General features: G+C 61.8%; 26 protein-coding genes. 14 read left to right on the top strand and 12 right to left on the bottom strand.

What is annotated here, in order from left to right; all coding sequences use genetic code 11:
- Nucleotides 1-133 precede the first annotated feature (133 nt).
- Nucleotides 134-457, bottom strand: a complete 324-nt coding sequence (locus ACSQ16_RS07685) for a hypothetical protein (protein ID WP_208604098.1) — start codon at nucleotides 455-457, stop codon at nucleotides 134-136.
- Nucleotides 458-470: 13 nt separating this feature from the next.
- Nucleotides 471-1,046 carry an OmpA family protein gene (locus tag ACSQ16_RS07680; RefSeq protein WP_394805070.1) on the bottom strand — a complete coding sequence of 192 codons (576 nt, stop codon included), beginning with the start codon at nucleotides 1,044-1,046 and terminating at the stop codon, nucleotides 471-473.
- A gap of 418 nt (nucleotides 1,047-1,464) precedes the next feature.
- On the opposite strand from ACSQ16_RS07680, the gene ACSQ16_RS07675 reads away from it, so the two are divergent.
- Entirely contained in the window at nucleotides 1,465-1,809 is a 345-nt protein-coding gene (locus tag ACSQ16_RS07675) for a hypothetical protein (protein WP_093928545.1), read from the top strand.
- 66 nt (nucleotides 1,810-1,875) lie between these two features.
- Here ACSQ16_RS07675 and miaB read toward each other — a convergent pair whose 3' ends face one another.
- Entirely contained in the window at nucleotides 1,876-3,180 is a 1,305-nt protein-coding gene (gene miaB / locus ACSQ16_RS07670) for a tRNA (N6-isopentenyl adenosine(37)-C2)-methylthiotransferase MiaB (RefSeq protein WP_243261079.1), read from the bottom strand.
- Between the two features lie 123 nt (nucleotides 3,181-3,303).
- Between miaB and ACSQ16_RS07665 the strand changes: the two genes are divergently transcribed.
- The 4 genes from ACSQ16_RS07665 (at nucleotide 3,304) to ACSQ16_RS07650 (ending at nucleotide 6,399) form a co-directional block, all read left to right on the top strand.
- Complete coding sequence (locus ACSQ16_RS07665) at nucleotides 3,304-4,173, top strand: hypothetical protein (RefSeq protein ID WP_243261080.1); 870 nt, start codon at nucleotides 3,304-3,306, stop codon at nucleotides 4,171-4,173.
- Between the two features lie 125 nt (nucleotides 4,174-4,298).
- Entirely contained in the window at nucleotides 4,299-4,991 is a 693-nt protein-coding gene (locus ACSQ16_RS07660) for a phosphatidylserine decarboxylase (protein WP_243261081.1), read from the top strand.
- Between the two features lie 9 nt (nucleotides 4,992-5,000).
- Nucleotides 5,001-5,780, top strand: a complete 780-nt coding sequence (gene pssA / locus ACSQ16_RS07655; protein WP_243261082.1) for a CDP-diacylglycerol--serine O-phosphatidyltransferase — start codon at nucleotides 5,001-5,003, stop codon at nucleotides 5,778-5,780.
- 1 nt (nucleotide 5,781) lies between these two features.
- Complete coding sequence (locus tag ACSQ16_RS07650) at nucleotides 5,782-6,399, top strand: class I SAM-dependent methyltransferase (protein WP_243261083.1); 618 nt, start codon at nucleotides 5,782-5,784, stop codon at nucleotides 6,397-6,399.
- 35 nt (nucleotides 6,400-6,434) lie between these two features.
- On the opposite strand, the gene irrA is transcribed toward ACSQ16_RS07650, so the two are convergent.
- Complete coding sequence (gene irrA, locus ACSQ16_RS07645) at nucleotides 6,435-6,854, bottom strand: iron response transcriptional regulator IrrA (protein WP_120350574.1); 420 nt, start codon at nucleotides 6,852-6,854, stop codon at nucleotides 6,435-6,437.
- 163 nt (nucleotides 6,855-7,017) lie between these two features.
- Between irrA and fabA the strand changes: the two genes are divergently transcribed.
- Entirely contained in the window at nucleotides 7,018-7,527 is a 510-nt protein-coding gene (gene fabA / locus ACSQ16_RS07640) for a bifunctional 3-hydroxydecanoyl-ACP dehydratase/trans-2-decenoyl-ACP isomerase (protein ID WP_067261401.1), read from the top strand.
- Nucleotides 7,528-7,596: 69 nt separating this feature from the next.
- Here the strand turns inward: fabA and ACSQ16_RS07635 are convergent, their stop codons facing one another.
- A complete protein-coding gene (locus tag ACSQ16_RS07635; RefSeq protein ID WP_243261084.1) occupies nucleotides 7,597-8,199 on the bottom strand; it encodes an SDR family oxidoreductase in 603 nt (200 codons plus the stop codon).
- A gap of 67 nt (nucleotides 8,200-8,266) precedes the next feature.
- Nucleotides 8,267-9,646 carry an NAD-dependent succinate-semialdehyde dehydrogenase gene (locus ACSQ16_RS07630; protein ID WP_243261085.1) on the bottom strand — a complete coding sequence of 460 codons (1,380 nt, stop codon included), beginning with the start codon at nucleotides 9,644-9,646 and terminating at the stop codon, nucleotides 8,267-8,269.
- A gap of 164 nt (nucleotides 9,647-9,810) precedes the next feature.
- Between ACSQ16_RS07630 and fabB the strand changes: the two genes are divergently transcribed.
- Nucleotides 9,811-11,040 carry a beta-ketoacyl-ACP synthase I gene (gene fabB, locus ACSQ16_RS07625; protein WP_243261086.1) on the top strand — a complete coding sequence of 410 codons (1,230 nt, stop codon included), beginning with the start codon at nucleotides 9,811-9,813 and terminating at the stop codon, nucleotides 11,038-11,040.
- Nucleotides 11,041-11,049: 9 nt separating this feature from the next.
- Nucleotides 11,050-11,841, top strand: coding sequence for an enoyl-ACP reductase FabI (locus tag ACSQ16_RS07620; RefSeq protein WP_243261087.1), 792 nt, complete (start codon nucleotides 11,050-11,052; stop codon nucleotides 11,839-11,841).
- Nucleotides 11,842-12,028: 187 nt separating this feature from the next.
- On the opposite strand, the gene ACSQ16_RS07615 is transcribed toward ACSQ16_RS07620, so the two are convergent.
- Together ACSQ16_RS07615 and ACSQ16_RS07610 are read right to left on the bottom strand one after the other, a co-directional pair.
- A complete protein-coding gene (locus ACSQ16_RS07615; RefSeq protein WP_243261088.1) occupies nucleotides 12,029-13,144 on the bottom strand; it encodes a THUMP domain-containing class I SAM-dependent RNA methyltransferase in 1,116 nt (371 codons plus the stop codon).
- A gap of 108 nt (nucleotides 13,145-13,252) precedes the next feature.
- Nucleotides 13,253-13,681 carry an FKBP-type peptidyl-prolyl cis-trans isomerase gene (locus ACSQ16_RS07610; RefSeq protein WP_120350568.1) on the bottom strand — a complete coding sequence of 143 codons (429 nt, stop codon included), beginning with the start codon at nucleotides 13,679-13,681 and terminating at the stop codon, nucleotides 13,253-13,255.
- A 193-nt stretch (nucleotides 13,682-13,874) separates the two neighbouring features.
- Between ACSQ16_RS07610 and ACSQ16_RS07605 the strand changes: the two genes are divergently transcribed.
- The 6 genes from ACSQ16_RS07605 (at nucleotide 13,875) to ACSQ16_RS07580 (ending at nucleotide 19,840) form a co-directional block, all read left to right on the top strand.
- Nucleotides 13,875-14,561 carry a haloacid dehalogenase type II gene (locus tag ACSQ16_RS07605; protein WP_243261089.1) on the top strand — a complete coding sequence of 229 codons (687 nt, stop codon included), beginning with the start codon at nucleotides 13,875-13,877 and terminating at the stop codon, nucleotides 14,559-14,561.
- A complete protein-coding gene (locus ACSQ16_RS07600) occupies nucleotides 14,561-15,382 on the top strand; it encodes an alpha/beta fold hydrolase (RefSeq protein WP_243261090.1) in 822 nt (273 codons plus the stop codon). The genes ACSQ16_RS07605 and ACSQ16_RS07600 overlap by 1 nt, the downstream gene beginning before the upstream one ends.
- A complete protein-coding gene (locus tag ACSQ16_RS07595) occupies nucleotides 15,379-16,350 on the top strand; it encodes a threonine ammonia-lyase (RefSeq protein ID WP_243261091.1) in 972 nt (323 codons plus the stop codon). The genes ACSQ16_RS07600 and ACSQ16_RS07595 overlap by 4 nt, the downstream gene beginning before the upstream one ends.
- Before the next feature lie 142 nt (nucleotides 16,351-16,492).
- A complete protein-coding gene (gene pcaD / locus ACSQ16_RS07590) occupies nucleotides 16,493-17,296 on the top strand; it encodes a 3-oxoadipate enol-lactonase (protein WP_243261092.1) in 804 nt (267 codons plus the stop codon).
- A gap of 159 nt (nucleotides 17,297-17,455) precedes the next feature.
- Nucleotides 17,456-18,676, top strand: a complete 1,221-nt coding sequence (locus ACSQ16_RS07585) for a TCR/Tet family MFS transporter (RefSeq protein ID WP_243261094.1) — start codon at nucleotides 17,456-17,458, stop codon at nucleotides 18,674-18,676.
- Nucleotides 18,677-18,748: 72 nt separating this feature from the next.
- Complete coding sequence (locus ACSQ16_RS07580) at nucleotides 18,749-19,840, top strand: Zn-dependent alcohol dehydrogenase (RefSeq protein WP_243261095.1); 1,092 nt, start codon at nucleotides 18,749-18,751, stop codon at nucleotides 19,838-19,840.
- 1 nt (nucleotide 19,841) lies between these two features.
- Here the strand turns inward: ACSQ16_RS07580 and ACSQ16_RS07575 are convergent, their stop codons facing one another.
- The 4 genes from ACSQ16_RS07575 to ACSQ16_RS07560 form a co-directional block, all read right to left on the bottom strand.
- Nucleotides 19,842-21,119 carry a glycerate kinase type-2 family protein gene (locus ACSQ16_RS07575; protein ID WP_243261096.1) on the bottom strand — a complete coding sequence of 426 codons (1,278 nt, stop codon included), beginning with the start codon at nucleotides 21,117-21,119 and terminating at the stop codon, nucleotides 19,842-19,844.
- 47 nt (nucleotides 21,120-21,166) lie between these two features.
- A complete protein-coding gene (locus tag ACSQ16_RS07570) occupies nucleotides 21,167-22,156 on the bottom strand; it encodes an ROK family protein (protein WP_243261097.1) in 990 nt (329 codons plus the stop codon).
- A gap of 123 nt (nucleotides 22,157-22,279) precedes the next feature.
- A complete protein-coding gene (locus ACSQ16_RS07565) occupies nucleotides 22,280-22,498 on the bottom strand; it encodes a hypothetical protein (protein WP_093928528.1) in 219 nt (72 codons plus the stop codon).
- Nucleotides 22,499-22,610: 112 nt separating this feature from the next.
- On the bottom strand, nucleotides 22,611-23,969 hold the full coding sequence (locus tag ACSQ16_RS07560) for a formimidoylglutamate deiminase (RefSeq protein ID WP_435988722.1): 1,359 nt from the start codon (nucleotides 23,967-23,969) through the stop codon (nucleotides 22,611-22,613).
- Nucleotides 23,970-23,992 lie beyond the last annotated feature (23 nt).

The following is a 23,992-nucleotide window of genomic DNA, read 5'->3' as shown; positions in this document are numbered from 1 at the left end:
GCAATGCGCGTATCCTTTGTGAAGCACTCAATGGTGAGATAGTCAGGCGGGCAGGGTTTACCAACCCGTAGCGACAAAAAGGGCCGAAGCGCAATGCGCTCCGGCCCGAGGTGTCTGTTATGGCCCGCCAAGGTCAGTTCGGGTCTTTGATGTTGGAGCCGCCCTTGAAGTCTCCGACCGTATGGGTTGGAGGGGCCACGCCCGAACAGACCGGCTTGCCGAATTTATCAAGCCGTGCCGAAAGATAGCCCTCAACCCCATCGTCGATGATCCAGTGGTCGCAGCCGTTGGGATCGACCCAGATGCCGGCCTGAAGGTTGCTTAGGTGCTTTTTATCGATGCCCCGGTCAAATGTCTTGTCCGAAGGATAGCCCCGGCCCAGACCACCTTCGAAGTCGGTACAGGCTGACAGGCCGACGGCACAGGCGGTGACCATGAGAAGTTTCGTCTTAATCACTTTTTTGGTCCCTTCAGCGAATGCAGATAATTTCGACACGGCGGTTTTTGGCCATGTTCGCAGCGGAATTGTTCGGCACGGCGGGCATCCGTTCACCGTAGCCCCGCACATCAGCGATACGCGCACCAACCTGATTGGCGACATGCGCCACGGCATTGGCGCGGTTGTAAGAAAGACGCATGTTATAGGCGTCCGAGGCGCGGCTGTCGGTGTGGCCAGTGATGATGTAAGATACTGCCCCGGTCGATTGGAAGAAGTTCGCCAAACGCGCACGGCCCTGAGCGGAGATACTGTATTTGTCGGTGGCAAAGAACTGATCCGCCTCCATCACGCCGCAGACATTGCCCCGGCGGCAGACCGGAATGCCCTGACGCGTGGTGTGCGGGGTCATATAGCCCTCGGCCCCGTCATCCATGACCCAGTGCTCACAGCCGTCGGGATCAACCCAAATGGTCGGCGTGTAGACGCCCTTGTCGCGGCCCTGTTGCGAGGGTGTCTGCGCGTCTGCCGACGTGCTGGCCACGGTAAGCACGGCTGCCATCGTCAGGCTGGCCATGGCGCGCAGCGCATTGGAAATAGTGGGTCCCACAGCGTTTGTCCTTATTTTAAATTCTGGCAAATGCGGCCCCTCCCCGGACCCGCGTCCACGTAATATACGGCTAGGTTAAGTAAAAACGGGCCTGCTGTGAAGCTGCGAAATCAACATTTTGTGGCTCGGGCACTTCGGGTTACAACGAATCTGTCGCGCCGCTGGGGCAGGAATGACCATCCCCACCCGGCCTACAGGCCACCAGCCCGCCGACAAAAATGTCCTATTAACCCATAGGTCGGCGACAATCACCCGCAGGCCTTTGAGATTGTTCGCACCTCTCTGACAGTGCCATCGAATCTTCTTGAAATACGCACGATTGGGTCTAAGCCTCTATGCATCAGATCGCGAGGGTGGGACTTTCGCGCGGCTTTGCCGATCTTGACTGACGCTGCAACGATAACTGGGGGACCAACTCATGATGAAAACAATACTCGCCACCGCCGTCACCGGCCTGCTTGCCCTGCCCGCCTTTGCCGGAGGTGTGAAATACGCCTACCACAATCAAGGCAAGGCGCATCCAACAGGCAATGTGATCCACGTCAGCTGCTACCGTGGCCCATGGAATGACGTGATCTGGGACCGCCCCAATTCCGTTTTTGTGGATAGCCTCGTCGCCGTTGGATACGACTTCTCGACTGCCCATGCCGTGGCCGAGCGCATTTGTCGTGATGACAAGCTGGTTGGCAACCCTGCGGGCATGAAAGCGGCGATGGAGCGGATCTTTGCGGATGCCTCTTCTCACCGGAAACACAACTACTGATACGCTTGGGGTGCGCGGCGACGCGCACCCACTGCGGCCCTGCTGGCCACCAAGATAGAAAAGGATTTAGATCTGAACAGCGGCCAAAGAGTTCGTTTTGGCCTCAGTCACCCGCACGCGCTGGATATCACCAATCGCCGCCGTGCAGTTCTCAATATGCACCGCATGCAGATACTCTGACTTACCGAGCATCTGACCGGGCAAGCGGCCTTTCTTCTCAACCAGAACCGACACCTCGCGCCCAACCATCGACTGCTGGATTTCGCGCTGGTGCTGAGTGATGAGCCCCTGCAAACGTTGCAGGCGGTCGTCAGCCACGACTGGATCGACCAGCGGACGCTCTGCCGCAGGCGTGCCGGGGCGGGTGGAGTATTTGAACGAATAGGCATAGCCGTAGCGCACCTGCCGGACGAGCTCCATCGTGGCCTCAAAATCGGCATCGCTTTCCTCGGGGAAGCCGACGATAAAATCGCCGGATAGCACGATGTCAGGCCGCGCTTCGCGGATGCGTTCCAGCAGTTTAAGATAGCTTTCGGCGGTATGGCTGCGGTTCATCCGTTTCAGGATATGATCGCTGCCGGACTGCACCGGCAAGTGCAGGTAAGGCATCAGTTCGGGCACCTCACCATGCGCCGCGATCAGATCGTCACCCATGTCGTTAGGGTGGCTGGTGGTGTAGCGAATACGTTCCAGCCCGTCGATCTTGGCGAGCGCGCGGATCAGACCGGCCAGCGTCATGCCACCGTGGTAGGCGTTCACGTTCTGGCCCAGCAAAGTGACTTCGCGCACGCCGCGCTCGACCAGATCGCGGGCCTCCTCCAACACCTTTTCGGCGGGGCGGGAAACTTCGGCCCCGCGGGTATAGGGCACAACGCAGAAGGCGCAGAACTTGTCGCAGCCCTCTTGCACGGTCAGGAAAGCCGCGGGGGCGCGTTTCGCTTTGGGACGGCTCTTGAGGTGGTCGAATTTGTCTTCCGCCGGGAAATCGGTGTCCAGCGCGCTTTGCCCGCTGCGCACCTTCGCTTCCATTTCTGGCAGACGGTGATAGCTTTGCGGGCCGACCACCAGATCGACGGCGGGCTGACGGCGCATGATCTCTTCGCCTTCGGCCTGCGCCACGCAGCCCGCCACACCGATCTTCAGATCGGGCCGCGCGTCTTTCAACGGTTTCAGGCGGCCCAACTCGGAATAAACCTTCTCTGCGGCCTTTTCGCGGATGTGGCAGGTGTTGAGCAGGATCATATCCGCGTCATCCGCGCGGTCGGTCGTGACATAGCCCTGACCGCCAAGGCTTTCGGCCATGCGTTCGCTGTCATAGACGTTCATCTGGCAACCATAGGTCTTGATGAACAGCTTTTTCGGTTGTGTCATGGCGGAGATCCAACTGGCTTTGGCAGTATATAGGCAGATGGCGTCGTCTAGCAGCGGCAGCCGCGTCTTGCAATGCATCCGGAATTGACCGACTTTGCGCCACGGAAATACCAGCGGGGGCCTATGCGGTATAGCGATCTCGATCATCTTATCAAAGAGGCGCAGGCGGCGCTCAAGGCGGGCCCCATCGCCATGATCGTGGTCGAGGATGAGGTGGAGATCGACACCACCCTGCGCCACCACCAGCAAGCGGGCTTTGACACTGTGTTGGCGCTGATGCCCGCCGCCTTTGATCTGCCCCGCGACTTGCAGGAAAGCGTGCTGCGTGTGGACTACGACACCACCGCCGAAGGCGCGTTAGAGCAGGCGGTAAACCGGATGATCCCGGCGGTGCCGGGGCAGTGGCTTTATTACTGTTACAACGCCGAATATCTGTTCCACCCCTTCAGCGAGACGCGCAACATCAAGGAACTGCTGGCGTTTCACAGTGAAGAGCGGCGCGATGCGCTGCTTGGCTATGTGGTTGACCTCTACGCGCTTGATCTCAAACGCCATCCCAATGCCGTCTCTCTGGAACAGGCGCATCTGGACCGGTCAGGCTATTACGCGCTGGCGCGTAAAGACGCAGCGCGCGATGGACACCCCAAGGAGCGGCAGTTAGACTTCTTCGGTGGCCTGCGTTGGCGGTTTGAAGAACACGTGCCGAAGCTGAGCCGCAAAATTGATCGGATCCCGCTGTTTCGCGCCAAGCCGGGTTTGAAGCTGCGCAGCGATCACACCTTTAATGATGAAGAATACAATACCTACGCCTGTAAGTGGCACCACAATATCACCATAGCCGTCTGCTCGTTCCGCACGGCAAAGGCGCTGAAAAGCAATCCCGGCAGCCGCTATGATATACCGACGTTTCAATGGCATAACTCAGAGCCGTTTGAGTGGCATTCTAGGCAGTTGATGGATCTGGGCCTAATGGAGCCGGGTCAGTGGTTTTGAAGAAAACCCGGTAGCCTCGGCGTTGACCGTGTTCCCTCCTGCCCAAACCCGCCGCTTTCCTAAAACCTCCTTGCACTCGCGCTTTATGCACCTATGACGGAAGACAGCCAGAACGGGAGGGTCCGATGTCCGTCAACATGCTCGACACATTCATCAAACCAATGCACCGCGAGGGCGTCAAATTCGTGGCGATCTTTGCCGCCATCACGCTGGTGCTCTTCGCCATCGAAGAAGTGCTGGGCTGGATCGGCGTCGGGTTGACCGTTTGGTGCTACTATTTCTTCCGCGATCCTGAGCGTGTGACCCCCGACCGTCCCGACCTCATCGTCAGCCCCGCCGATGGCATCGTCTCGCTCATCGAGCCTGCCGTGCCGCCTGCCGAATTGGGCATGCCCGATGTGCCGCTGACCCGCGTCAGCGTCTTCATGAGCGTGTTTAACTGCCACATCAACCGCGCCCCCGTCGCGGGCAAGGTGCAGGCCGTCGCTTACCGTCCGGGCAAATTCTTTAACGCCTCGCTCGACAAGGCCAGCGCCGACAATGAGCGTAACAGCCTGTGCATCCGTATGGACGATGGACGCGATCTGGCCGTGGTGCAGATCGCCGGCCTCGTCGCACGTCGCATCGTCTGTTTCGTAAAATCCGGTGACGCGCTGGAAACCGGCGAACGCTTTGGCTTGATCCGCTTTGGCTCCCGGCTAGATGTCTACCTGCCCGAGGGCGTCGACCCAATGGTCAGCATCGGGCAAACCATGGTCGCCGGGGAAACCGTGCTGGCCGAGTTGAAACCGCCGGTGGCCCAGACCACCCCCGTCTAGGATTGCTGCATGCGCCCCTCTTCTGAAAAGTCCGGCGCAGACCTTGCGCTGATCCAGCTCCTGCCCAACGCGCTGACGATCACCGCGATTTGCGCAGGGCTATCAGCGATCCGGTTTGGGGTGCAGGGCAACTATGTGCTGGCCGTGCAACTGATCCTTCTGGCCTGCGTGCTGGATGGGTTGGACGGGCGGCTGGCGCGGTTGTTGCGCTCTTCCAGCCCGATGGGCGCTGAGTTGGACTCACTGGCCGATTTTCTGAATTTTGGCGTGGCCCCGCCGCTGATCCTCTATTTCTGGGCGTTGCAAGACATGCGCAGCGCGGCGTGGATTTCCGTGCTGATCTATGCGGTCTGCTGCGTGGTGCGGCTTGCGCGCTTCAACGTGAACGACAAGGCCGAGGCCGAGAAGGCCAAGAATGGCGACGCGGTGGGCGAGAGCGGGTCTTTCTTCACCGGCATCCCCTCGCCCGCCGGTGCGTTGTTGGTGCTGCTGCCGATGACCGCCTCTTTTGCCTTTCATAACCGGCCCATCGTGCCGGATTGGTTAATTTGCCTGCATATGGTGCTCATCGGCTTTCTGATGATCAGCCGGATTCCCACGTGGTCGTTCAAGACCACCAAAGTCTCGCGCCGCCATGTGAAGTACCTGCTGGTGGGTGTGGCGATTTTTGCCGCAGCGCTGGCGACCTATGCTTGGACCACGCTGGTCGCCCTTTGTGTAGCCTATATCGGCATGGTGGTCTGGGGCCTGCTGCGGGCAAGGAAAACGACTAAAACCAAAAGGATTTAAGATGGATATCAAGGCGGTTGAGACATCCTATGCCCGCTGGGCGCCAATCTACGACAAGACCTTCGGCGCGCTGACCAGCGGCGGTCGCCGTCATGTCGTTGCCCATATCAACAAGGGCGGCGGATCGGTCCTTGAAGTGGGCGTCGGCACTGGCCTGTCCCTGCCCCATTACGCGCCGCATCTGTCGGTCACCGGCATTGATTTCAGTGACGAGATGCTCGCCAAAGCCCGTCAGCGGGTCACTCGCGAGAGGCTAAAGCATGTAACCGACCTGCGCCAGATGGATGCCCGCAACCTCGATTTCCCCGACGCCAGCTTTGACACCATCGCCGCCATGCATGTCCTTTCGGTCGTGCCCGAACCGGAACGTGTCATGGAAGAGATTGCCCGCGTGTTAAAGCCAGGCGGTCAGGTGGTGATCGCAAACCACTTCATGCGCACCACAGGTGTGCTCGGTTTCCTAGAGAAGGTCTCCGCCCCTTTTGCCAATACGCTCGGCTGGCATTCGGATTTTGAGATGGAAACCGTGTTGCAGCAAGATGCGCTGCAGCTTGAAGACGAACGCGCCTTGCCACCGATGGGCATGATGACATTTCTGGTGCTGCGCAAACGCGGCTAAGCCGCGCCCTGCGGTGGGGTGCAATGCCCCGCCGCCTAAGACTTCCGGCGCAGGCGGATCACCACATCGACCGAGGCAATCTCGGCCCCATCGGGCGCATCGGGAAGCTGCGCGATCACCAATTGCTCTGACGGCGCGTCGGTGAGCTTGCTGTCGTCTTCCCAAAAGAAATGCGGGTGGTCGTGGGTGTTGGTGTCGAAATAGCTTTTGGAGCCATCAACGGTCACTTCCTGCAACAGCCCCGCATCACAGAAAGCGCGCAGCGTGTTGTAGACCGTCGCCAGCGACACGGCTTCGCCCTGCCCCTTGGCCGCCTCAAACAGGCTTTCAGCGGTGACGTGACGGTCTTGACCATCGCCCACCAGCAGGCTTGCCAGCGTGACACGTTGGCGTGTGGGGCGTAGTCCGGCCTGCGCCAGCCAGCGCGTCCCGACCTCTTGTTCCTGTTCGGACATCAGTTTCCTGCCTTTCAGAGCCATATAAAGGATGAAATCCCCGGTTTTCAATTGAAAACCTCGCGCCAATCGTCGCAGCCGCCCTTGCGCGGCCCTTGCAGCACGCAGTGACGCGGTGCTAAACGGGGCCGGTGTTATAACAGAGCAGCAGGAGAGCCGCAGGATGGCCGACTACCCCACGAGTTTCGACAAGGAAGATCTGCTGAAATGCGCCCGCGGTGAGCTTTTCGGCCCCGGCAACGCACAGCTTCCCGCCCCGCCGATGCTCATGATGGACCGGATCACCGATGTCTCGGCCGACGGTGGTGCCCATGGAAAAGGCCATATCACCGCCGAATTCGACATCACTCCGGACCTGTGGTTCTTTGAATGCCACTTCCCCGGCAATCCGATCATGCCCGGCTGCCTTGGCCTTGATGGTCTGTGGCAGCTCACGGGCTTCAACCTCGGCTGGCGCGGCTGGCAGGGGCGCGGTTATGCGCTTGGCGTGGGCGAGGTGAAGCTTACCGGCATGGTACGCCCGGACCGCAAGATGCTGACCTACAAAATTGATTTCACCAAGGCGATCCAGACCCGCCGCCTGACCATGGGCGTGGCCGATGGCATCGTCGAAGCCGATGGCGAGGTGATCTATCAGGTGAAAGACATGAAAGTGGCGCTGAGCGAAAGCTGAACATCGCGTCCAACGACTTAAAAAGGGGGCCGGATGGCCCCCTTTTTTGCGTGAGTAGTGTCATTCGATTTAGATGGTTTGCATCTCTTGCACCTTGCCATCATGACGGCCCGTGACCGCCGCTTCGGCCAAGACCGCCGCCACATCCGCACGGCGTGCCTGCGCGCCTTGATCCACGTCATTGCCCAGTTTCACGGCGTCAGTCTTAGGATCATCCGTCAGCGCCACGGGCCGCAGGATCGAATAGGTCAACCCAGAGGCCTGCAAATGCTTGTCAGCGGCTTGTTTCGCCTTTAAGTAATGGGTCATCTCATGGTCCTCGGGCGGGTTGTCTGCCCCGACCGAGCTTAGCATTACAAAGCGACCAACCTTGGCCTCTCGGGCGAAATCCACCAGACGCTGGGCGCCTTCTCTGTCGACCTTCTCGGTCATTTCTGGCCCTGTGCTGCCGCCCGACCCTGCGGCAAAGATCACTACATCGACACCGTCGCATACGCCCGTTTGCAGGTTGGTCAAATCCCCCTGCCGCTGTTCGGTGCCTTCTGGCAGAACGGAGGTGTCAGAGCCATCACGCACCAATGCGATCGGCTCGGCCCCTCGGTCTTTCAATTCGCTCACAAGCAAACGCCCCGTTTTGCCGGTCGCACCGGCAACAAGTATCTTCATAGTCATGTAGAACCCCTTAAAATTTTGCAGATATCAGGGCGAACAGCATATGATGCCGCCCGCCAATTGCCGTTCAGGACGACAGGAAAATCGATTTGGCGTTGACGAATTCCTTCATGCCAAAGCCGCCGTGCTCACGCCCGTAACCAGAGTTTTTCACCCCGCCGAACGGCATATTCGGATCGGCTGCACCAAAGTTGTTGATCCGCACCATACCGGTATCGAACTCATCTCGCGCCAGCTTGAGCGCGTGCTCTTCGTCGGTGCAGAAGATGCCACCGCCCAAGCCATATCGGCTGTCATTGGCGATGCGCATGGCGTCTTCGTCATCCTTGGCGCGGATCACCGCCGCCACAGGGCCAAAGATTTCATCGTCATAGGCTGGCATCCCGGGCGTCACTTCCGACAAAACGGTCGCAGGATAGTAGGCGCCTGTTCGGTCCGGCACTTCCCCGCCGCATAGGATCTTGGCACCCTTTTCGACGCTCTCTTTTACCTGATCGCGCACCGTTTCAAACTGGCCTTGGCTGGAAAGCGGTCCAAGCTTGGTATCTTCGTCCATCGGATCGCCCATCGGGATTTCCTTCATCGCGTCGACATAGGCGCTAACAAAGGCGTCGTAATTCTTCTCGGTCACGATAAAGCGCTTGGCCGAAACACAGGTTTGACCATTGTTATAAAGCCGCCCCATGGTCGAGAATTTAACAGCCGTTTCGATGTCCGCATCTTCCAGCACCAGATAGGCGTCGTTCGAACCCAATTCGAGCACGGATTTTTTGAGGTTTTTCGCCGCCTCCGCACCGATATGGCTACCCGCCTTATCAGAACCGGTCATGGTCACACCGCGCACAAGTTTGTGGGCGATCAGCTTGTCAGATGTGTCGTGGTCAATGATGATCACATTGAACAAATCCTTAGGCAGCCCGGCTTCTTCGCAGATTTCTTTCAGACGCAGACCGCTGCCAGTGCAGATTTCCGCGTGTTTCAGCACGCAGCCATTGCCCGTCATTAAATTGGCGGCCAACACGCGCACGGGCTGGTACAATGGGAAATTCCAAGGCTGAATTTGATAAATCACGCCAATGGGCTGATAGGTCACCACGCCGCGCTTCTTGCCGCCTGCGTGTTTGCGCTCTTCGTCTTCCAGCATTTCTGGACCGTTTTCGGCGGTGTATTCAAAGATCTGCGCGCAAAGCTCGACCTCTGTCAGACCGTCCTTGTACAGCTTGCCGACCTCACGGGTCATTAACTCTGACAAGTTCTCTTTATTCTCGCGCAGCTTTTCCGCGATCTTTTTTAGGTATGGGGCGCGCTCAGCATGGGAGAGTTTGCGCCATTCTTTGAAAGCTTCATGCGTGGCCTCGACTGCTTGGGTCGCCTCGGCTTCGGACATCACGGTGTAGGTGTTCAGTACCTCTTCGGTGGCGGGGTTTACCGTCTTGATCTCGGGCATTCTGTTCTCCTTTATATCTCCCTGGGCTAACACCGCCTGCCCGCCGGGCGTTCCATCACAGAACCTTGACCGGCAACTTCCGCCCGCTGGCTTTCGGCAAACCGCTTGCGCCGTGCCGCCGTGCTGTCATACACCGGGGCTGATAAAACAAAGGAGTGCTGCCCATGCGCCGCGTCGTCGTCACAGGGTTGGGAATTGTCTCATCCATCGGAAATAACGCCGAAGAAGTGCTAGCCGCGCTGAAAGACGGCACCTCCGGGATCGAAGCAAGCCCGGAGATGGCCGAACACGGGTTCCGCAGCCGCGTGGCCGGGACGCTCAAGATCAATCTGTCCGACCACATCGACAAGCGCACCCTGCGTTTCATGGGTCCGGGCGCGGGTTATGCCTATGTCGCCATGTCCCAAGCGATTGCGGATGCGGGTCTGGATGAGAGCCAGATCAGCAACCCGCGCACAGGTCTGGTGGCAGGCTCTGGCGGGCCGTCGACCAGCGCCATGTTCACCGCGCATAACATCGTCAAAGACACCGGGGCCACCAAGCGCATCGGGCCGTTTGCAGTCCCGAAATGTATGTCCTCGACCGTCAGCGCGAACCTCTCGACCGCGTTCAAGATCAAGGGCATTAACTATTCCATCACCTCCGCCTGCTCCACCTCGCTGCATTGCATCGGCAACGCGGCCGAGCAGATCATGCTGGGCAAACAAGACCTCATGTTTGCCGGTGGTGGTGAGGAGTTGGACTGGACGCTCAGCTGCCTCTTTGACGCGATGGGTGCGATGTCGTCCAAATACAACGACGCGCCCGAAACGGCGAGCCGCGCCTTCGACGCTGACCGCGACGGTTTTGTGATCTCCGGCGGCGGCGGTATGCTGGTGCTGGAAGACCTCGACCACGCGCTGGCGCGCGGTGCGAAAATCTATGCCGAAGTGACCGGCTATGCCGCCACCAGCGACGGCCACGACATGGTAGCACCCTCCGGTGAAGGCGGCGAGCGCGCAATGCGTCTGGCGCTCGACACCCTGCCCGAAGGCCGCAAGGTCGGCTATATCAACGCGCACGGCACCTCGACCCCCGTCGGCGACGTGGGCGAGATCGAAGCGGTGCGCCGGGTCTTCGGCAAGGGCAGCACGCCACCGGTAAGCTCCACCAAGTCGATGACCGGCCACGCGCAGGGCGCTGCCGGTGCGTTGGAGGCGATCTTCAGCCTGCTGATGCTCGACAACGATTTCATCGCCCGGTCGATCAACGTGCAAAACCTCGACCCCGCGCTTGATCCGTCGGAAATCGCGCTTGAGCGGGTGGACAATGCGGGGCTCGATTCCGTGATGACCAACTCCTTCGGGTTTGGTGGCACCAACGGGTCGATGATCCTGTCAAAGTATAAGGGCTGAGGGCGCGATATGTCAGGAATGCTTGCAGGAAAACGCGGCCTTATCATGGGTGTGGCCAACGAACGCTCCATCGCTTGGGGCATCGCTAAGGCGATGGCAGAGGCCGGGGCCGAACTGGCTTTCACCTATCAGGGCGAAGCCTTTGGCAAACGGCTCGAGCCGCTGGCGCAGAGCGTCGGGTCTGACTTCATGGTCGATGTCGATGTGACCGATGACGCCTCGCTCGACTGCGCCTTCGAGGAATTGGGCGCGCGCTGGCCGACGATTGATTTTGTCGTGCATGCCATTGCTTTCTCGGACAAATCCGAGTTGACGGGGCGGTTCCTGAACACCAGCCGGGCAAACTTTAAGAACTCGATGGATATCTCGGCCTATTCATTCATCGACGTGGCGCGCCGCGCGCATCCGCTGATGGTTGAGAATGGCGGCACGTTGATGACGCTGACCTACATGGGGTCAAACCGCGTGACGCCGAACTACAATGTAATGGGTGTGGCCAAGGCGGCGTTGGAAAGCGCCACGCGCTATCTGGCGAATGATCTGGGGCCGGAAGGCATCCGCGTGAACGCGATTTCGCCGGGGCCGATGAAAACGCTGGCGGGGGCTGCGATTGGTGGCGCGCGCAAGACGTATAAGCACACGGATCAGAACGCGCCACTGCGGTCCAATGCGACGCTGGAGGCGGTTGGTGGCACGGCGGTCTATCTGGCGTCTGATGCGGGGGCTTGCACAACGGGCGAGATCATCCGCGTCGATGGCGGGTTCCACGTGCTGGGGATGCCGCAGGCGGAGAACCTGTAAGTCTAGAACTAAGGGCCATCGCCTGCCCGTGGGGTGGCGATGGCAACGTGGCTTTGTGCCACTTTATGGTGCAGCCTTTGGACGACTTCGAAGGCTCCCGCCCAGCCTCACCAAATCGCCAGCCCGCCGGGACGGGCAGGCGATGGCCCGGCGCCTGCGGCTTGATTCCAGGCTCAGGTGGTAGGCTCTACCGCAGCACCTCCGTCTGCCAGAGCCAGATCTTCATCCCCCCATGCGCAATCGCTGGCCCCTGCGGCTTCCACGGCAGCCCTGTCGCCCGCGCCAAAGGCGGCTCTGACGTCACCAGCCCCACACGCCAGCCGCGGAACCGCGCCTTCAGTGTCTCGCCCAGCGTCCCATATAGTGGATAAAGCAGCTTCTTATTCCCGATGCGCCCGCCATAAGGCGGGTTCACGATCACCAACCCCGGCGGGCCTTCAGGCGGCTGCACCTCCCCTGCCCCGTGGCAGGCGAAATGGCACCACGCACCCACACCCGCACGCTCGGCGTTGGCCGTGCTCATCCGGATTGCGCCTGCGTCCCGATCCGAGCCGTAGAACCGCGCTGCAGGTTCGGCCACCGCCCCACCGCTGCGCATCTCCTCCCAAACCCCGGCATCGAAACTCGCCAAGTCCTCAAAGGCAAAGCTCCGACTGCGCCCCGGCTTCAACCCCGCCGCAATCTCCGCCGCCTCAATCAAAAACGTCCCCGAACCACACATCGGATCAACCACCGGCTCGCCGGGCGTGTAGCCGCAAGACCGCAGCATCAGCGCCGCCATATTCTCGCGCATCGGCGCCTTGCCCACAGCCTCTTTATGCCCGCGCTTGTGCAGCGCCTCGCCAGAGGTATCGAGGCTGAATTGCACCGCGTTGTCGTGAATACGTACCTTCAACACCAGCGCTGCCTCGGCATCCACCGTAATCCCATGGTTTTCGCGCAGCGCCGTCTCAACCCGCTGCTGCGCCGCCCCGGCATGGTAAATCTTCGACGCCTTGCACGTCACCTGCACCTTCACCGGCACATCGGCGCGCAGCACGTCACCAAAGGGAAACTTGCGGCAGCGCTTGTCCAACTGCGCCAGATGGAAGGCCATAAACCCGCCGATCCGCGCCAGCACCCGGCCCGCGCCGCGCAGCTCTAGGTTCGCGCGCCAGACCTCGGGCCAACCGCCTTGAACGGTCACGCCGCCGGGCTGCGCCTGCGCCTCGGCAAAGCCTTTTTCCTGCGCCTCGGCGCAGAGCAAATCCTCAAGCCCGGGCGGGCAGACAAGGAAGATCTCGAATGTATCTGGGGTATCCATGGCCCCTGCATAAGCGCCTGCGCGGCGCGGTGCGAGGGGAAAAAGACGCGCATCGCGCCTTGCAGGCCCGCCGGAGAGACATCCCCCCGGCAGGCAATGTCAGATCGCTTAGGCGATTTTGACCAGTTCGATGTCGAACTGCAGGTCTTTGCCTGCCAGCGGGTGGTTGGCGTCGAGGGTCACGGTGGTCTCGTCTACTTCCACCACGGTCACGGGCAGCGCCTGACCTTCGGGCGTCTGCATCTGCAACTGCGTGCCGGGATCAAGCGGGATGTCCGCCGGGATGCCTTCGCGCGGCACCGACTGGCGCATCTCAGGGTTCACCGGGCCGTAGGCTTCTTCGCTGGGCACCTGAACGACCTTCTTGTCGCCTTCGGTCATGCCGGGCAGCGCGCTGTCGAGGCCGGGGATGATCTGACCCGAACCCACAACGAATTCCAACGGGTCACGGCCCTCAGAGCTATCGAAAGTGGTGCCGTCCTGCAGCGTGCCGGTATAGTGAATCTGTACTGTGTCGCCGGATTTGACCTCAGCCATTGTTGTCTCCAATTTGTCGGGGGAAAAGGGAAGGAGGCCGCGTATCTGCACGGGTGCTCCAAATTCCGCGACAGCATGAAGATTGTGTGCCTGAGAGTAAACCCCCAGTCCCGGCCGATTGGGGAATTCGCCCCTTTCCGCCGCTGCGCCCGCGTGCCACTCTGCCGCGATACGGAAAGGGAGAGCCTGTCAGATGCCTATCACCACCTGCGTTTTCGACGCCTATGGAACCCTGTTCGACGTGGCCGCCGCGGCGCGTGAGGCGGCCAAAGAGCCTGCCTTTGCCGCCATCGCCGAGACTTGGCCGCAGCTGGCAGAACACTGGCGCCTCAAGCAGTTGCAGTATTCATGGCTGCGCGCCGTGACCGGGGCGCATGACGATTTCTGGCAGGTCACCCAGGAGGCACTCGACTGGTCGTTGGAGAAGATGGGCGTCGCTGACGACCCTGCCCTTCGCGAGCGCCTGTTCGCGCTTTATTGGGAGCTTCAGGCCTTTGCCGAAGTCCCCGCCATGCTGCGTGCGCTGAAAGACGGCGGCCTGAACACCGCGATCTTATCCAACGGCTCGCCCGCGATGCTGGAGGGGGCGGTGCAATCTGCGGGAATCAGTGACCTTTTGGATGTGTCGCTCTCGGTCGAAAGTGTTGGGGTCTTCAAACCCCATGCATCGGTCTATGACCTTGTCGGGCAGCACTACGGCTGCGCCAAAGACGAGGTGCTGTTCGTCTCCTCCAACGGCTGGGATGCAGCAGCGGCGACGGGCTATGGCTTCACGACCGCATGGGTGAACCGGGGTGGCGATCCGGTGGACAGGCTGCCATGGAAACCGGCGCATCAGTTGCGTGAGCTCAGCGGCATCCCTGCACTGGCGGGCCTCTGATGGCGCGGTTCATCACCTCCGACGGGCTGTCGCTTCACTACACGGACGAAGGTTCCGGCCTGCCGATCCTCTGCCTTGCGGGCCTCACCCGCACCGGCGCGGATTTCGACTACCTCGCCCCACATCTGTCGGATCATCGCCTGATCCGCATGGACTACCGGGGCCGAGGGCGTTCGGATTTCGACAAGAATTGGCAGAACTACACGCTGCCGGTGGAATGCCGCGATGTGCTGGAACTGCTGGCGCATCTGGGGTTGGACAAGGTCGCCATCATCGGCACCTCGCGCGGCGGGCTTAACGCGATGGGGCTGGCGATGGTCGCCCATGACCACCTGCTGGGCGTGGCGCTGAATGACGTCGGGCCCGAGCTTGACGCCAAGGGCATTGAGTTCATCATGGGCTATCTGGGCCGCAACCCCGCCGCCAAGACCTATGAAGAGGCCGCCGCCGCGATGGCCCGTGCCTTCCCCGAGTTTCGCGGCGTACCAGAAAGCCGCTGGCTGGAAGAGGTGCAACGTCATTACACGGCGACCGAAGACGGGTTAAAGATCACCTACGACCCGCACCTGCGCGATGCCATCGCCACAGCGGGGCAGCCGACGCCCGACCTCTGGCCGTTTTTCGACGCGCTTCAAGGCATGCCACTGGCTGCAATCCGGGGCGCGAATTCGACCTTACTAAGCCGCGAAACGCTGATGCAAATGCAGGCGCGGCGGCCTGATATGATCACTGCCGAAGTACCGGATCGCGGTCACGTGCCGTTTCTCGACGAACCCGAGGCGCTGGCCGCGCTGCACGAATGGATAGGACAATTGCAATGAACATCGACATGATCCGCGCCTCTGCCGCCCGCGCAGAGGGCCATGTGCGGCGCACGCCCCTGCTGAACTCGCATTTTTTGGATGAGATCGCAGGCCGTCGCGTCTGGATCAAACCGGAGTGCCTGCAACATACCGGCAGCTTCAAGTTTCGCGGTGCATGGTCGGCGCTGTCATCGCTGAACCCAGAGGCGCGTGCCAAGGGTGTCATCGCCTATTCCAGCGGCAACCACGCGCAGGGCGTGGCGCTGGCGTCGAAAATGCACGGTGCACCCGCCGTAATTATCATGCCCAAAGACAGCCCGCGCCTGAAGATCGCCAACACCCGAGCCTATGGGGCCGAGGTCGTACTCTATGACCGCGCGGGGGAAAGCCGCGAAGAGATTGGCGCGAAACTGGCGGAGGAGCGCGGCCTGACACTGATCAAACCCTATGACGAGCCGCAGGTGATCGCGGGCCAAGGCACCACGGGGCTGGAAATTGCGCAGCAGGCAGCCGAGGCCGGGATCGAGAACGCTGATGTGATTGTCTGCTGCGGCGGCGGCGGTCTGACCTCCGGCATCGCGCTCGCGTTGGAGGCCGAGGCCCCCAGCTTTCGCGTGCGCCCGGCGGAGCCGGAAGGCTTTGACGATGCGGCCCGGTCGCTGGCGCAAGGTAAAATCGTGGGCAACGCTCGCCCGCTTGGATCGATCTGCGATGCCATCGTGACGCCTCAGCCGGGTGATCTTACCTATCCGATCATGCAGCGGCTCGCCGGCCCCGGATTGGTGGTGAGTGACGATGAGGCTTTGCAGGCGATGGCGCAGGCCTTCAATCGGCTGAAACTGGTGGCCGAGCCGGGCGGCGCGGTGGCATTGGCAGCAGCGTTGTTCCGTGGGGATGAGATTGAGGGGGACGACGTGATCGTCACGATCTCTGGCGGGAACGTAGATGCAGAAATGTTCGAGCGCGCGTTGCAGACGCGAGGGTAAAGACAAGCGCAGCCTTGGCTTAAGGGTCCGGGTCGGCGCGCCCATCCCGTGGCCTGCCACGACCCGGCAGTGCTGTTCGCTCTTTGCCCTCCGACCATCGCGCGATATGCTGCCCCTTCAAGCCGTTCACAGGAGACGACCCATGCGCATTTTCGACACCGGCGAGGTGCAACTCCACTACCGCGTTGATGGGCCGGAAGATGGCGCACCTGTGGTCTTTGCCAATTCGCTCGGCACTGACATGCGCCTGTGGGATCCGATCCTGCCGCTGCTCGCACCCGGCTTGCGCATCATTCGCTTTGACAAACGCGGCCACGGTCTGTCGTCCTGCCCGCCCGCGCCCTATTCGATGGGATCGCTGATTACCGACACCGAGCGGTTGCTTGACCACCTCAACGTCCGCGACTGCATTTTCGTCGGCCTGTCGATTGGCGGCATGATCGCGCAGGGACTGGCTGTCAAACGGCTCGACATGATCCGCGCGCTGGTGCTGAGCAACACCGCCACCAAGATCGGCAACCGTGACATCTGGGCTGAGCGGATCGCGGCGGTGGAACAGGGCGGCATCGAAAGCCTTGCCGACGCGGTGATGGAGCGCTGGTTCTCCCCCCAATTCCGCGCGACGCCGGAGCTGGCGCTGTGGCGCAACATGCTCACCCGCCAGCCCGACGCGGGCTATGCGGGCTGTTCGGCGGCGATCTCGCACAGTGACTTCATGACCCCGACATCCGGCCTGCGCCTGCCCGCGCTTGGCATCGCAGGGACCGAGGATGGCTCCACCCCGCCTGATCTGGTGCGCGAGCTGATGGACCTGATCCCGGCCTCCAAGTTCAAGCTGATCCGCCGCGCGGGGCATCTGCCTTGTGTCGAGCAGCCGCAAGAATACGCCGAATTGCTGAACGAATTCCTCGCCAACGTCGGGCATATTCCTAAGGCGCAGGGCTGAGCATGGTGCCATGCGATCACGACACCCTTGCGCTCCGCGACGGGCAGGCCAATCGCGCCCAGCCGACTGGCCCCGACCGCACCCGGACCGATGCGCAGCTGCGTCGCCTTGCACCGGGCGCCCTTGCCTTTGCCCCTTACGCGGACCACCTCTAACCGGATGCCGCTGCCGCTGATTTTTATCCTTTTGACGGTGATGATTGATGCCATGGGCGTTGGTCTGATCCTGCCGGTGATGCCCGACCTGATCCGCGAAGTGCGCGGTGGCGGGCTGAGCGATGCCGCCCTTTGGGGCGGCGTTCTGGCGACTGGTTTTGCCGCGATGCAATTCCTTTTCGGACCCGTTCTGGGCGGACTGTCTGATCGTTTTGGCCGCCGTCCGGTCTTGCTGCTCGCGCTGGTGGTGATGACGGTAGACTACGGCGTCATGGCACTAGCCGGCAGCATCTGGCTGCTGCTGATCGGGCGGCTGGTGGGTGGCATCACGGCAGCGACCCATGCGACGGCATCGGCCTATATGGCTGATATCTCTCCCGCGCAGGATCGCGCGGCGCGGTTTGGGCTGATTGGCGCGGCCTTTGGCGCGGGCTTTGTCCTGGGGCCGCTGATGGGCGGTATCTTGGGCGAATACGGCACCCGCTCACCTTTCTGGGCGGCGGCGGTGCTGGCGGCAGGCAATGCCGCCCTCGGATGGCGCGTCCTGCGCGAGACCCTGCCCCAGACGCAACGCCGCAGATTTGACTGGCGTCGCGCCAACCCGCTGGGCGCGCTGCATGCCCTTGGCCGTCTGCCGGGCATCGGTCGGATGCTCTTGGTCTATTTCATCTATCATGTGGGCTTTGCCGCCTATCCGGCGGTCTGGGCCTATTTCGGGGTCGAACGGTTTGGCTGGTCCCCGACAATGATCGGCCTGTCCCTGGGTCTGTTCGGCATACAGATGGCACTCGTCCAAGGTGCGCTGATCGGCCCAGTGCTGCGCCGCCTTGGCGCGCGGGGCACGGTAATCATCGGCCATGTCTTTGCCCTCGCGGCCTTTGCGGCGCTGACCTTGCTAAGCTCGGGCACTTGGGCGTTGATCATGATCCCGCTTGCCGCGCTTGCGGGCGTGATTCCCCCGGCGCTCCAAGGCATCATGTCGGCCCGCGTCAGCGCCGATGCCCAAGGCGAATTGCACGGCGCGCTCAGTTCCTCGACCGCGCTGGCGATGATCATCTCCCCTCTGACGATGACAGCGGTCTTTGCCTATTTCACCGCGCCCGGTGCCGCGCTTTATCTGCCCGGCGCGCCCTTTTTGCTGGCGCTGCTGCTGACGTGCGGCGGGCTGGTCATCTTTGCCAGCCGCCCTACCCCTACGTCACAAAGCAAGCCTAAACTCGATTGAGCCTATTCCCCTGCTTGCACCATAGGCCCATCCGCGTCAGGCTGGCGAAAACCGAGAAAAAAGGACAGGCCATTGCAAACCATCAAAGCCGCCGTCTGCCATGCGTTTGACAGCCCACTAAGCGTCGAAGACATACGCCTGCGCGCACCGCAATCTGGCGAGGTCGAAGTCACCTTGGACGCCGTGGCGATCTGCCACTCTGATATCTCTTTTGCCGATGGCGGATGGGGCGGCACCCTGCCTGCCGTCTATGGTCATGAGGCCGCAGGCCGCGTGAGCGCGGTTGGCGAAAACGTCCAAGGGCTTGGGGTTGGCGACAGCGTGGTGGTCACCCTGATCCGGGCTTGCGGCAGTTGCCCCAGTTGCGCCTCTGGCCAGCCGGTCATCTGCGAAACACCGCAAGCGCCCGAAGGTCCGTTACAAACCGCCGACGGAAAACCGCTTTACCAAGCCATGAACACCGGCGGATTTGCCGAAAAGGTGGTCGTGGACCGCTCGCAGGTCGTGAAAATCTCGCATGACATCCCCAAAGAGGCCGCTTGCTTGATTGCCTGTGGTGTGATCACCGGTGTCGGCGCTGTGGTCAATGCAGCGGGGCTGCGCGCAGGCCAAGATGTGGTGGTGATCGGCGCAGGCGGCGTCGGGTTGAACGCTATCCAAGGCGCGCGCATCGCTGGCGCACGACGGATTGTGGCGGTCGATATGACCGAAGACAAACTTGCCATCGCCCGCGAATTCGGCGCGACCGACACGGTGCTGGCGACCGAGGCCAAGCCATGGCGCGCGGCACTCAAAGCCATGGGGCGTGGGGCGGATGCCGTGATCGTCACCGTGGGCGCGATCCCCGCCTATCAAACCGCGCCGCGCTACCTTGCCGCCGGGGGCCGGGTGATCATGGTCGGCATGCCCCATAGCGGTGCAAGCGCCAGCTATGAACCGGTGGTCCTTGCGGCCCTGGGGCAAGGCATGGTCGGCTCGAAAATGGGCGATGTGGTGATCCAGCGGGATATCCCGTGGATGGTTGACCTCTATCTTCAGGGCCGTCTGCAACTCGACAGCCTGATCTCAGGGCGCTGGCGGTTGGATCAGATCAACGAAGCGATTGCCGACACCAAAACCGGTGCCGCGCGGCGCAATGTGATCCTGTTCAATCAACCTGAGTGATTTAGCCCTCCGGCAGATCGCCTATCAAGATCGCGCGGAAATCATTCACATTGGTCCCGGTGGGGCCGGTGTGAAACAGCGCGTCAATCGCCTCAAACGCCCCGAAGGCATCGTTGCGCTGCAACGCACCGCGCGGATCCACGCCTGCTGCGCGCATCGCGGCTCCTGTCCTTCCATCGACAAAGGCCCCGGCATTGTCCTCTGATCCGTCGATGCCGTCGGTGTCTGCGGCCAGCGCCGCGATCCCCGCCTGCCCCTCCATCGCAAGGGCCAGCGACAGGGCAAACTCACTGTTGCGCCCGCCCCGGCCCTTGTGACGCAGGGTCACCGTCGTCTCTCCGCCCGAGAGCAGCACCAGTGGCGCGGGATGGGGAAAGCCGCTCTGCGCCGCTTGCCGGGCAAGGGCGGCATGCACCAGCGCCACCTCCCGCGCCTCGCCCTCAACCGCGTCAGAGAGAACCCAAGCGTTCACGCCACGCCCGCGGGCAGCCTCGGCAGCGGCGGCGAGCGATAGGCCCGCAGAGGCAATGATATGCGTAGTTGTGTTACTGGGTGCGTCTTGCGCAGGCTGCTGCGCGGCTTCTTTTAGATACGCCATACAACGAGACGGCAACTCCAGCCCACGCGCCGCAACCTCCTCCAGCACCTCTTCCGCAGACCGCCGTCCCGGCACGGTAGGGCCAGAGGCGACAGCCCCCGGATCATCCCCAGGCACATCCGAAACAATAAGGCTAATCACCTGAGCCGGATACGCCAGTTCTGCCAAACGCCCGCCATTGACCGTGCTGAACTGCTTGCGGATGTCATTCATGACCGAGATCGGCGCGCCGGACGCCAAGAGCGCAGAGTTCAATTCCTGCAAATCTGCCAACGTCAGCCCCTCGGGCGGCGCGGGCAACAGCGATGACCCTCCGCCGCAGATCAATGCAATCACCTGATCCTCTGGCCCTAAGCCCTGCACCGCATCTTGCAAGGCCCGTGTGGCCTCTACCCCGGCTTGGTCGGGCACGGGATGGGCGGCTTCCAACACTTTGATGCGATGACAAGACGCGCCATAGCCATAGCGCGTCACCACGACACCTTCATATGGATGCGGCCAAAGTGCCTCGAAGGCCTGCGCCAGTTGCGCGGCCCCCTTGCCCGCCCCGATTACCACCGTGCGCCCCTTGGCCGGGGGCGGCAGCATATCGGGCAAGATGCGACGCGGGTCGGCGGCGGCGACGGCAGTGTCAAAAAGATCCGCGAGGAACTGGCGTTTCGGGTTATCAAATTGGATCATTGGGCACTCCGGCTGCTGCGGTGATCATGGCCGCGCGGGGCGTACTGTCAATCCGGCAGAGGTTGATCCCGATGCACAAACAAAGAGTTCCGCGCCCCCAGCAAGCCGAAATCCGGGTCTTGGCAAAGGCCCAACGGCAGTTCTTTGCGCCATGTGCTATGCCGCCCGCCCGCATTAAATGCCGCCAGAAAGGCATCGTCGAAGATCCACTCATTCTGCTGCGCGACACCGCCGGTCACAAAAACCCCGCCACGCGCGCCCATGACCAACCCCAAATCACCCGCGACACCACCCAGATAGCGCACCATCAACTCCACCGCGCGGCAGGCGTTGGCGTCGCTTTTGGCCTTAGCCGCTGCAAAGATCGCCGCGGCACCCTCTAGGTCTACCGCCTCGCCCCGTGCCTCTGCGATGGCGCGGTACCAATATGGCATTCCAGTGCCGGACAGGATCGCTTCGGCCTCGACCGCCAATTGGTCGCCCAACTGGACCTCTGGCCATAAGGTGACCAACGCCCTGAAATAATCAATTTCCTCGGCGCTATGCGGGGTCAGGCGCACATGACCGCCTTCGCCCGGCACTGCCGTAGGTCGATTGCCGTGCCAAACCAAAGCACCAACGCCCAAGCCCGTTCCCGGCCCAATAATCACCCGTGGGCCCGGCTGCGCCTCTGGGCCGCCCTGAAGATAGGTCACTTTCGCCGGGTCAAGCGTGGCCAGTGACCATGCCGCCGCCTCGAAATCATTCAGCAGCAACACCTCTGACGGCGCGACCTTACACGCCGCCGCCAGATCATCGCGCGAAATACTGCGGTCGGCGTTTGTCATCCGCACCTGCCCGTCGACAACCACCCCGGCCACCGCCACGGCAACCCCTTCCGGCGCACTGCCCATCTTAGCACACAACGCGGCACAAACCTCGGGCAGCGCGGTTAGACCATCGGTGGGATGCGCGCTTCGGGCTTGCAAGTTGCCTGCCATATCAACCGCCGCCAGCCGCAGATTGGTGCCGCCGATGTCCCCCACGAGATACCACATATGTTTGCCCTGATGCCTTTAATGCTGTCGCTAGATGACCCGCGCAAACAGTAAAGGTCAAACGGCAAAAGGCCCGAAAGCAATCTGCTTCCGGGCCTTGACCCCATGCGGGGCGCTTATGTCTTAGTCGGGTGCAACAGGCACGGTGGCCGTGTCGTCGCCCTCAATCCCGGTGCCATCGTCGACGATTACTTCGTCTTCGGTGCCGGGGGCCGTCGCGACCTCCTCACCGGTCCAGAATACGATGATCCCGATGCCAAAGAGCACAACGATCGCCATGCCGATCAACGGCCATTTGTGACGGTTTTCTTGCTTCTTCAGATTTGTGTCTGGTGGACTCATGATCCGCTCCCTTTCGCTTACCCCGGTCAGTGATGTGCAACGCGCCCAGCGCGACCCTTGTTACAGAACAAACCCAATGGCCCGTGCCAAAGTTCCCTAAGGCCGGAAGGTTTCACAATAGCGCCGTCAATTCTGCCATCGCACGGCGGTAACCCGCTACAATATCATCGCGTTGCCGATGCCGCCCGCCTGATACCGTATGACGCCCCGCTGACCAGACATCAGTGACCACCCGGTCCTTCGCCGCAAAGACCAGCCCATCAAGAAATTGATCTGCCCGCAGCGCACAAAGTGCCGGGTCTTGGCTGTCGATCGCCATCAGGTCGGCCCATGCGCCCACTGAAATCTCGCCCCGGCCTCGGCCAAGCGCCTGCGCACCACCGCGCGCGGCCCCGGTATACAGCGCCTCGCCGACCGAGCCTTCGCCCGGCACCATCACGTTGCGCGCCAGATCGCGCTGGCGTTGGGAATACTCCAAGGTGCGCAACTCTTCGGTCAATGAGATCAGCACGTTGGAATCCGACCCGATGCCAAACCGCCCCCCGGCAGAGAGGTAGCCCGGCCCGTTGAACGGCCCATCGCCCAAATTCGCCTCCGTCACCGGGCACAACCCCGCGACCGCGCCGGAACGGGCCAAGGCCGCCGTCTCTGCTTCGGTCATGTGGGTCGCATGGATCAGGCACCAGTTCTCGGTCACCTCAGCGTTCGCCAGCAACCATTCCACCGGACGCGCGCCGAGCCAGTCGGAAACGTCGGCAACCTCTTTAGGCTGTTCGGCGATGTGGATATGGGTCGGCACATCGGGATGTGCCTGAACCACGTCTACCAGTTCCGCCGGGGCCGTGGCCCGCAGCGAATGCGGCGCGATGCCCACGCGGCAGTCGTTGGGCAGGTTGCCCACCGCATGCTGCGCCCGCTCAACCAGCGCGTTGAACCGGTCCACTCCGTTGCCAAAACGCGCCTGCCCCGGCTGCAATGGCACCTGCCCCGCGCCGCCATAGGTATAGAGCACTGGCAGATGGGTCAGGCCGATCCCGGTTTGCGCCGCCGCTGCTGCGATCCGGGCCGAAAGCTCCCCTAAATTGTCATAGGGCGTGCCGTCAGGCTGGTGGTGCAGGTAATGAAACTCGCCCACGCTGGCAAAACCCGCTTCTTGCATCTCAAGGAAAACAAAGGCGGCGATGGCCTCAATATGCGCGGGCGTAAGATGGGCGGTAAAGCGGTACATCAGGTCGCGCCACGTCCAAAAGCTGTCTTTGCCCGCCATGCGCGCTTCGGTCATCCCGGCCATGGCGCGTTGAAAGCTGTGGCTGTGCAGGTTGGCGAGCGCAGGCAGCAGGGTATCGACGCGCGTGTCATCAGGACGCGGCGACTGCGCCGTTTCAACCTGAGCGATCCGCCCCTCGGCAACCGTTATCCGAACGTCACGGGCCCAGCCCTGCGGCAGTTTTGCGTGTTTAGCGAAAATCATTTGACGGCCTTTCGGTTTTTTAT

Origin of the sequence: Sulfitobacter sp. SH24 (genome assembly GCF_965641895.1) — a bacterium.
Lineage (GTDB): Bacteria > Pseudomonadota > Alphaproteobacteria > Rhodobacterales > Rhodobacteraceae > Sulfitobacter > Sulfitobacter dubius.
Note: the sequence above shows the minus strand (reverse complement) of the source record. Positions and strands in the feature narration are given on the sequence as shown.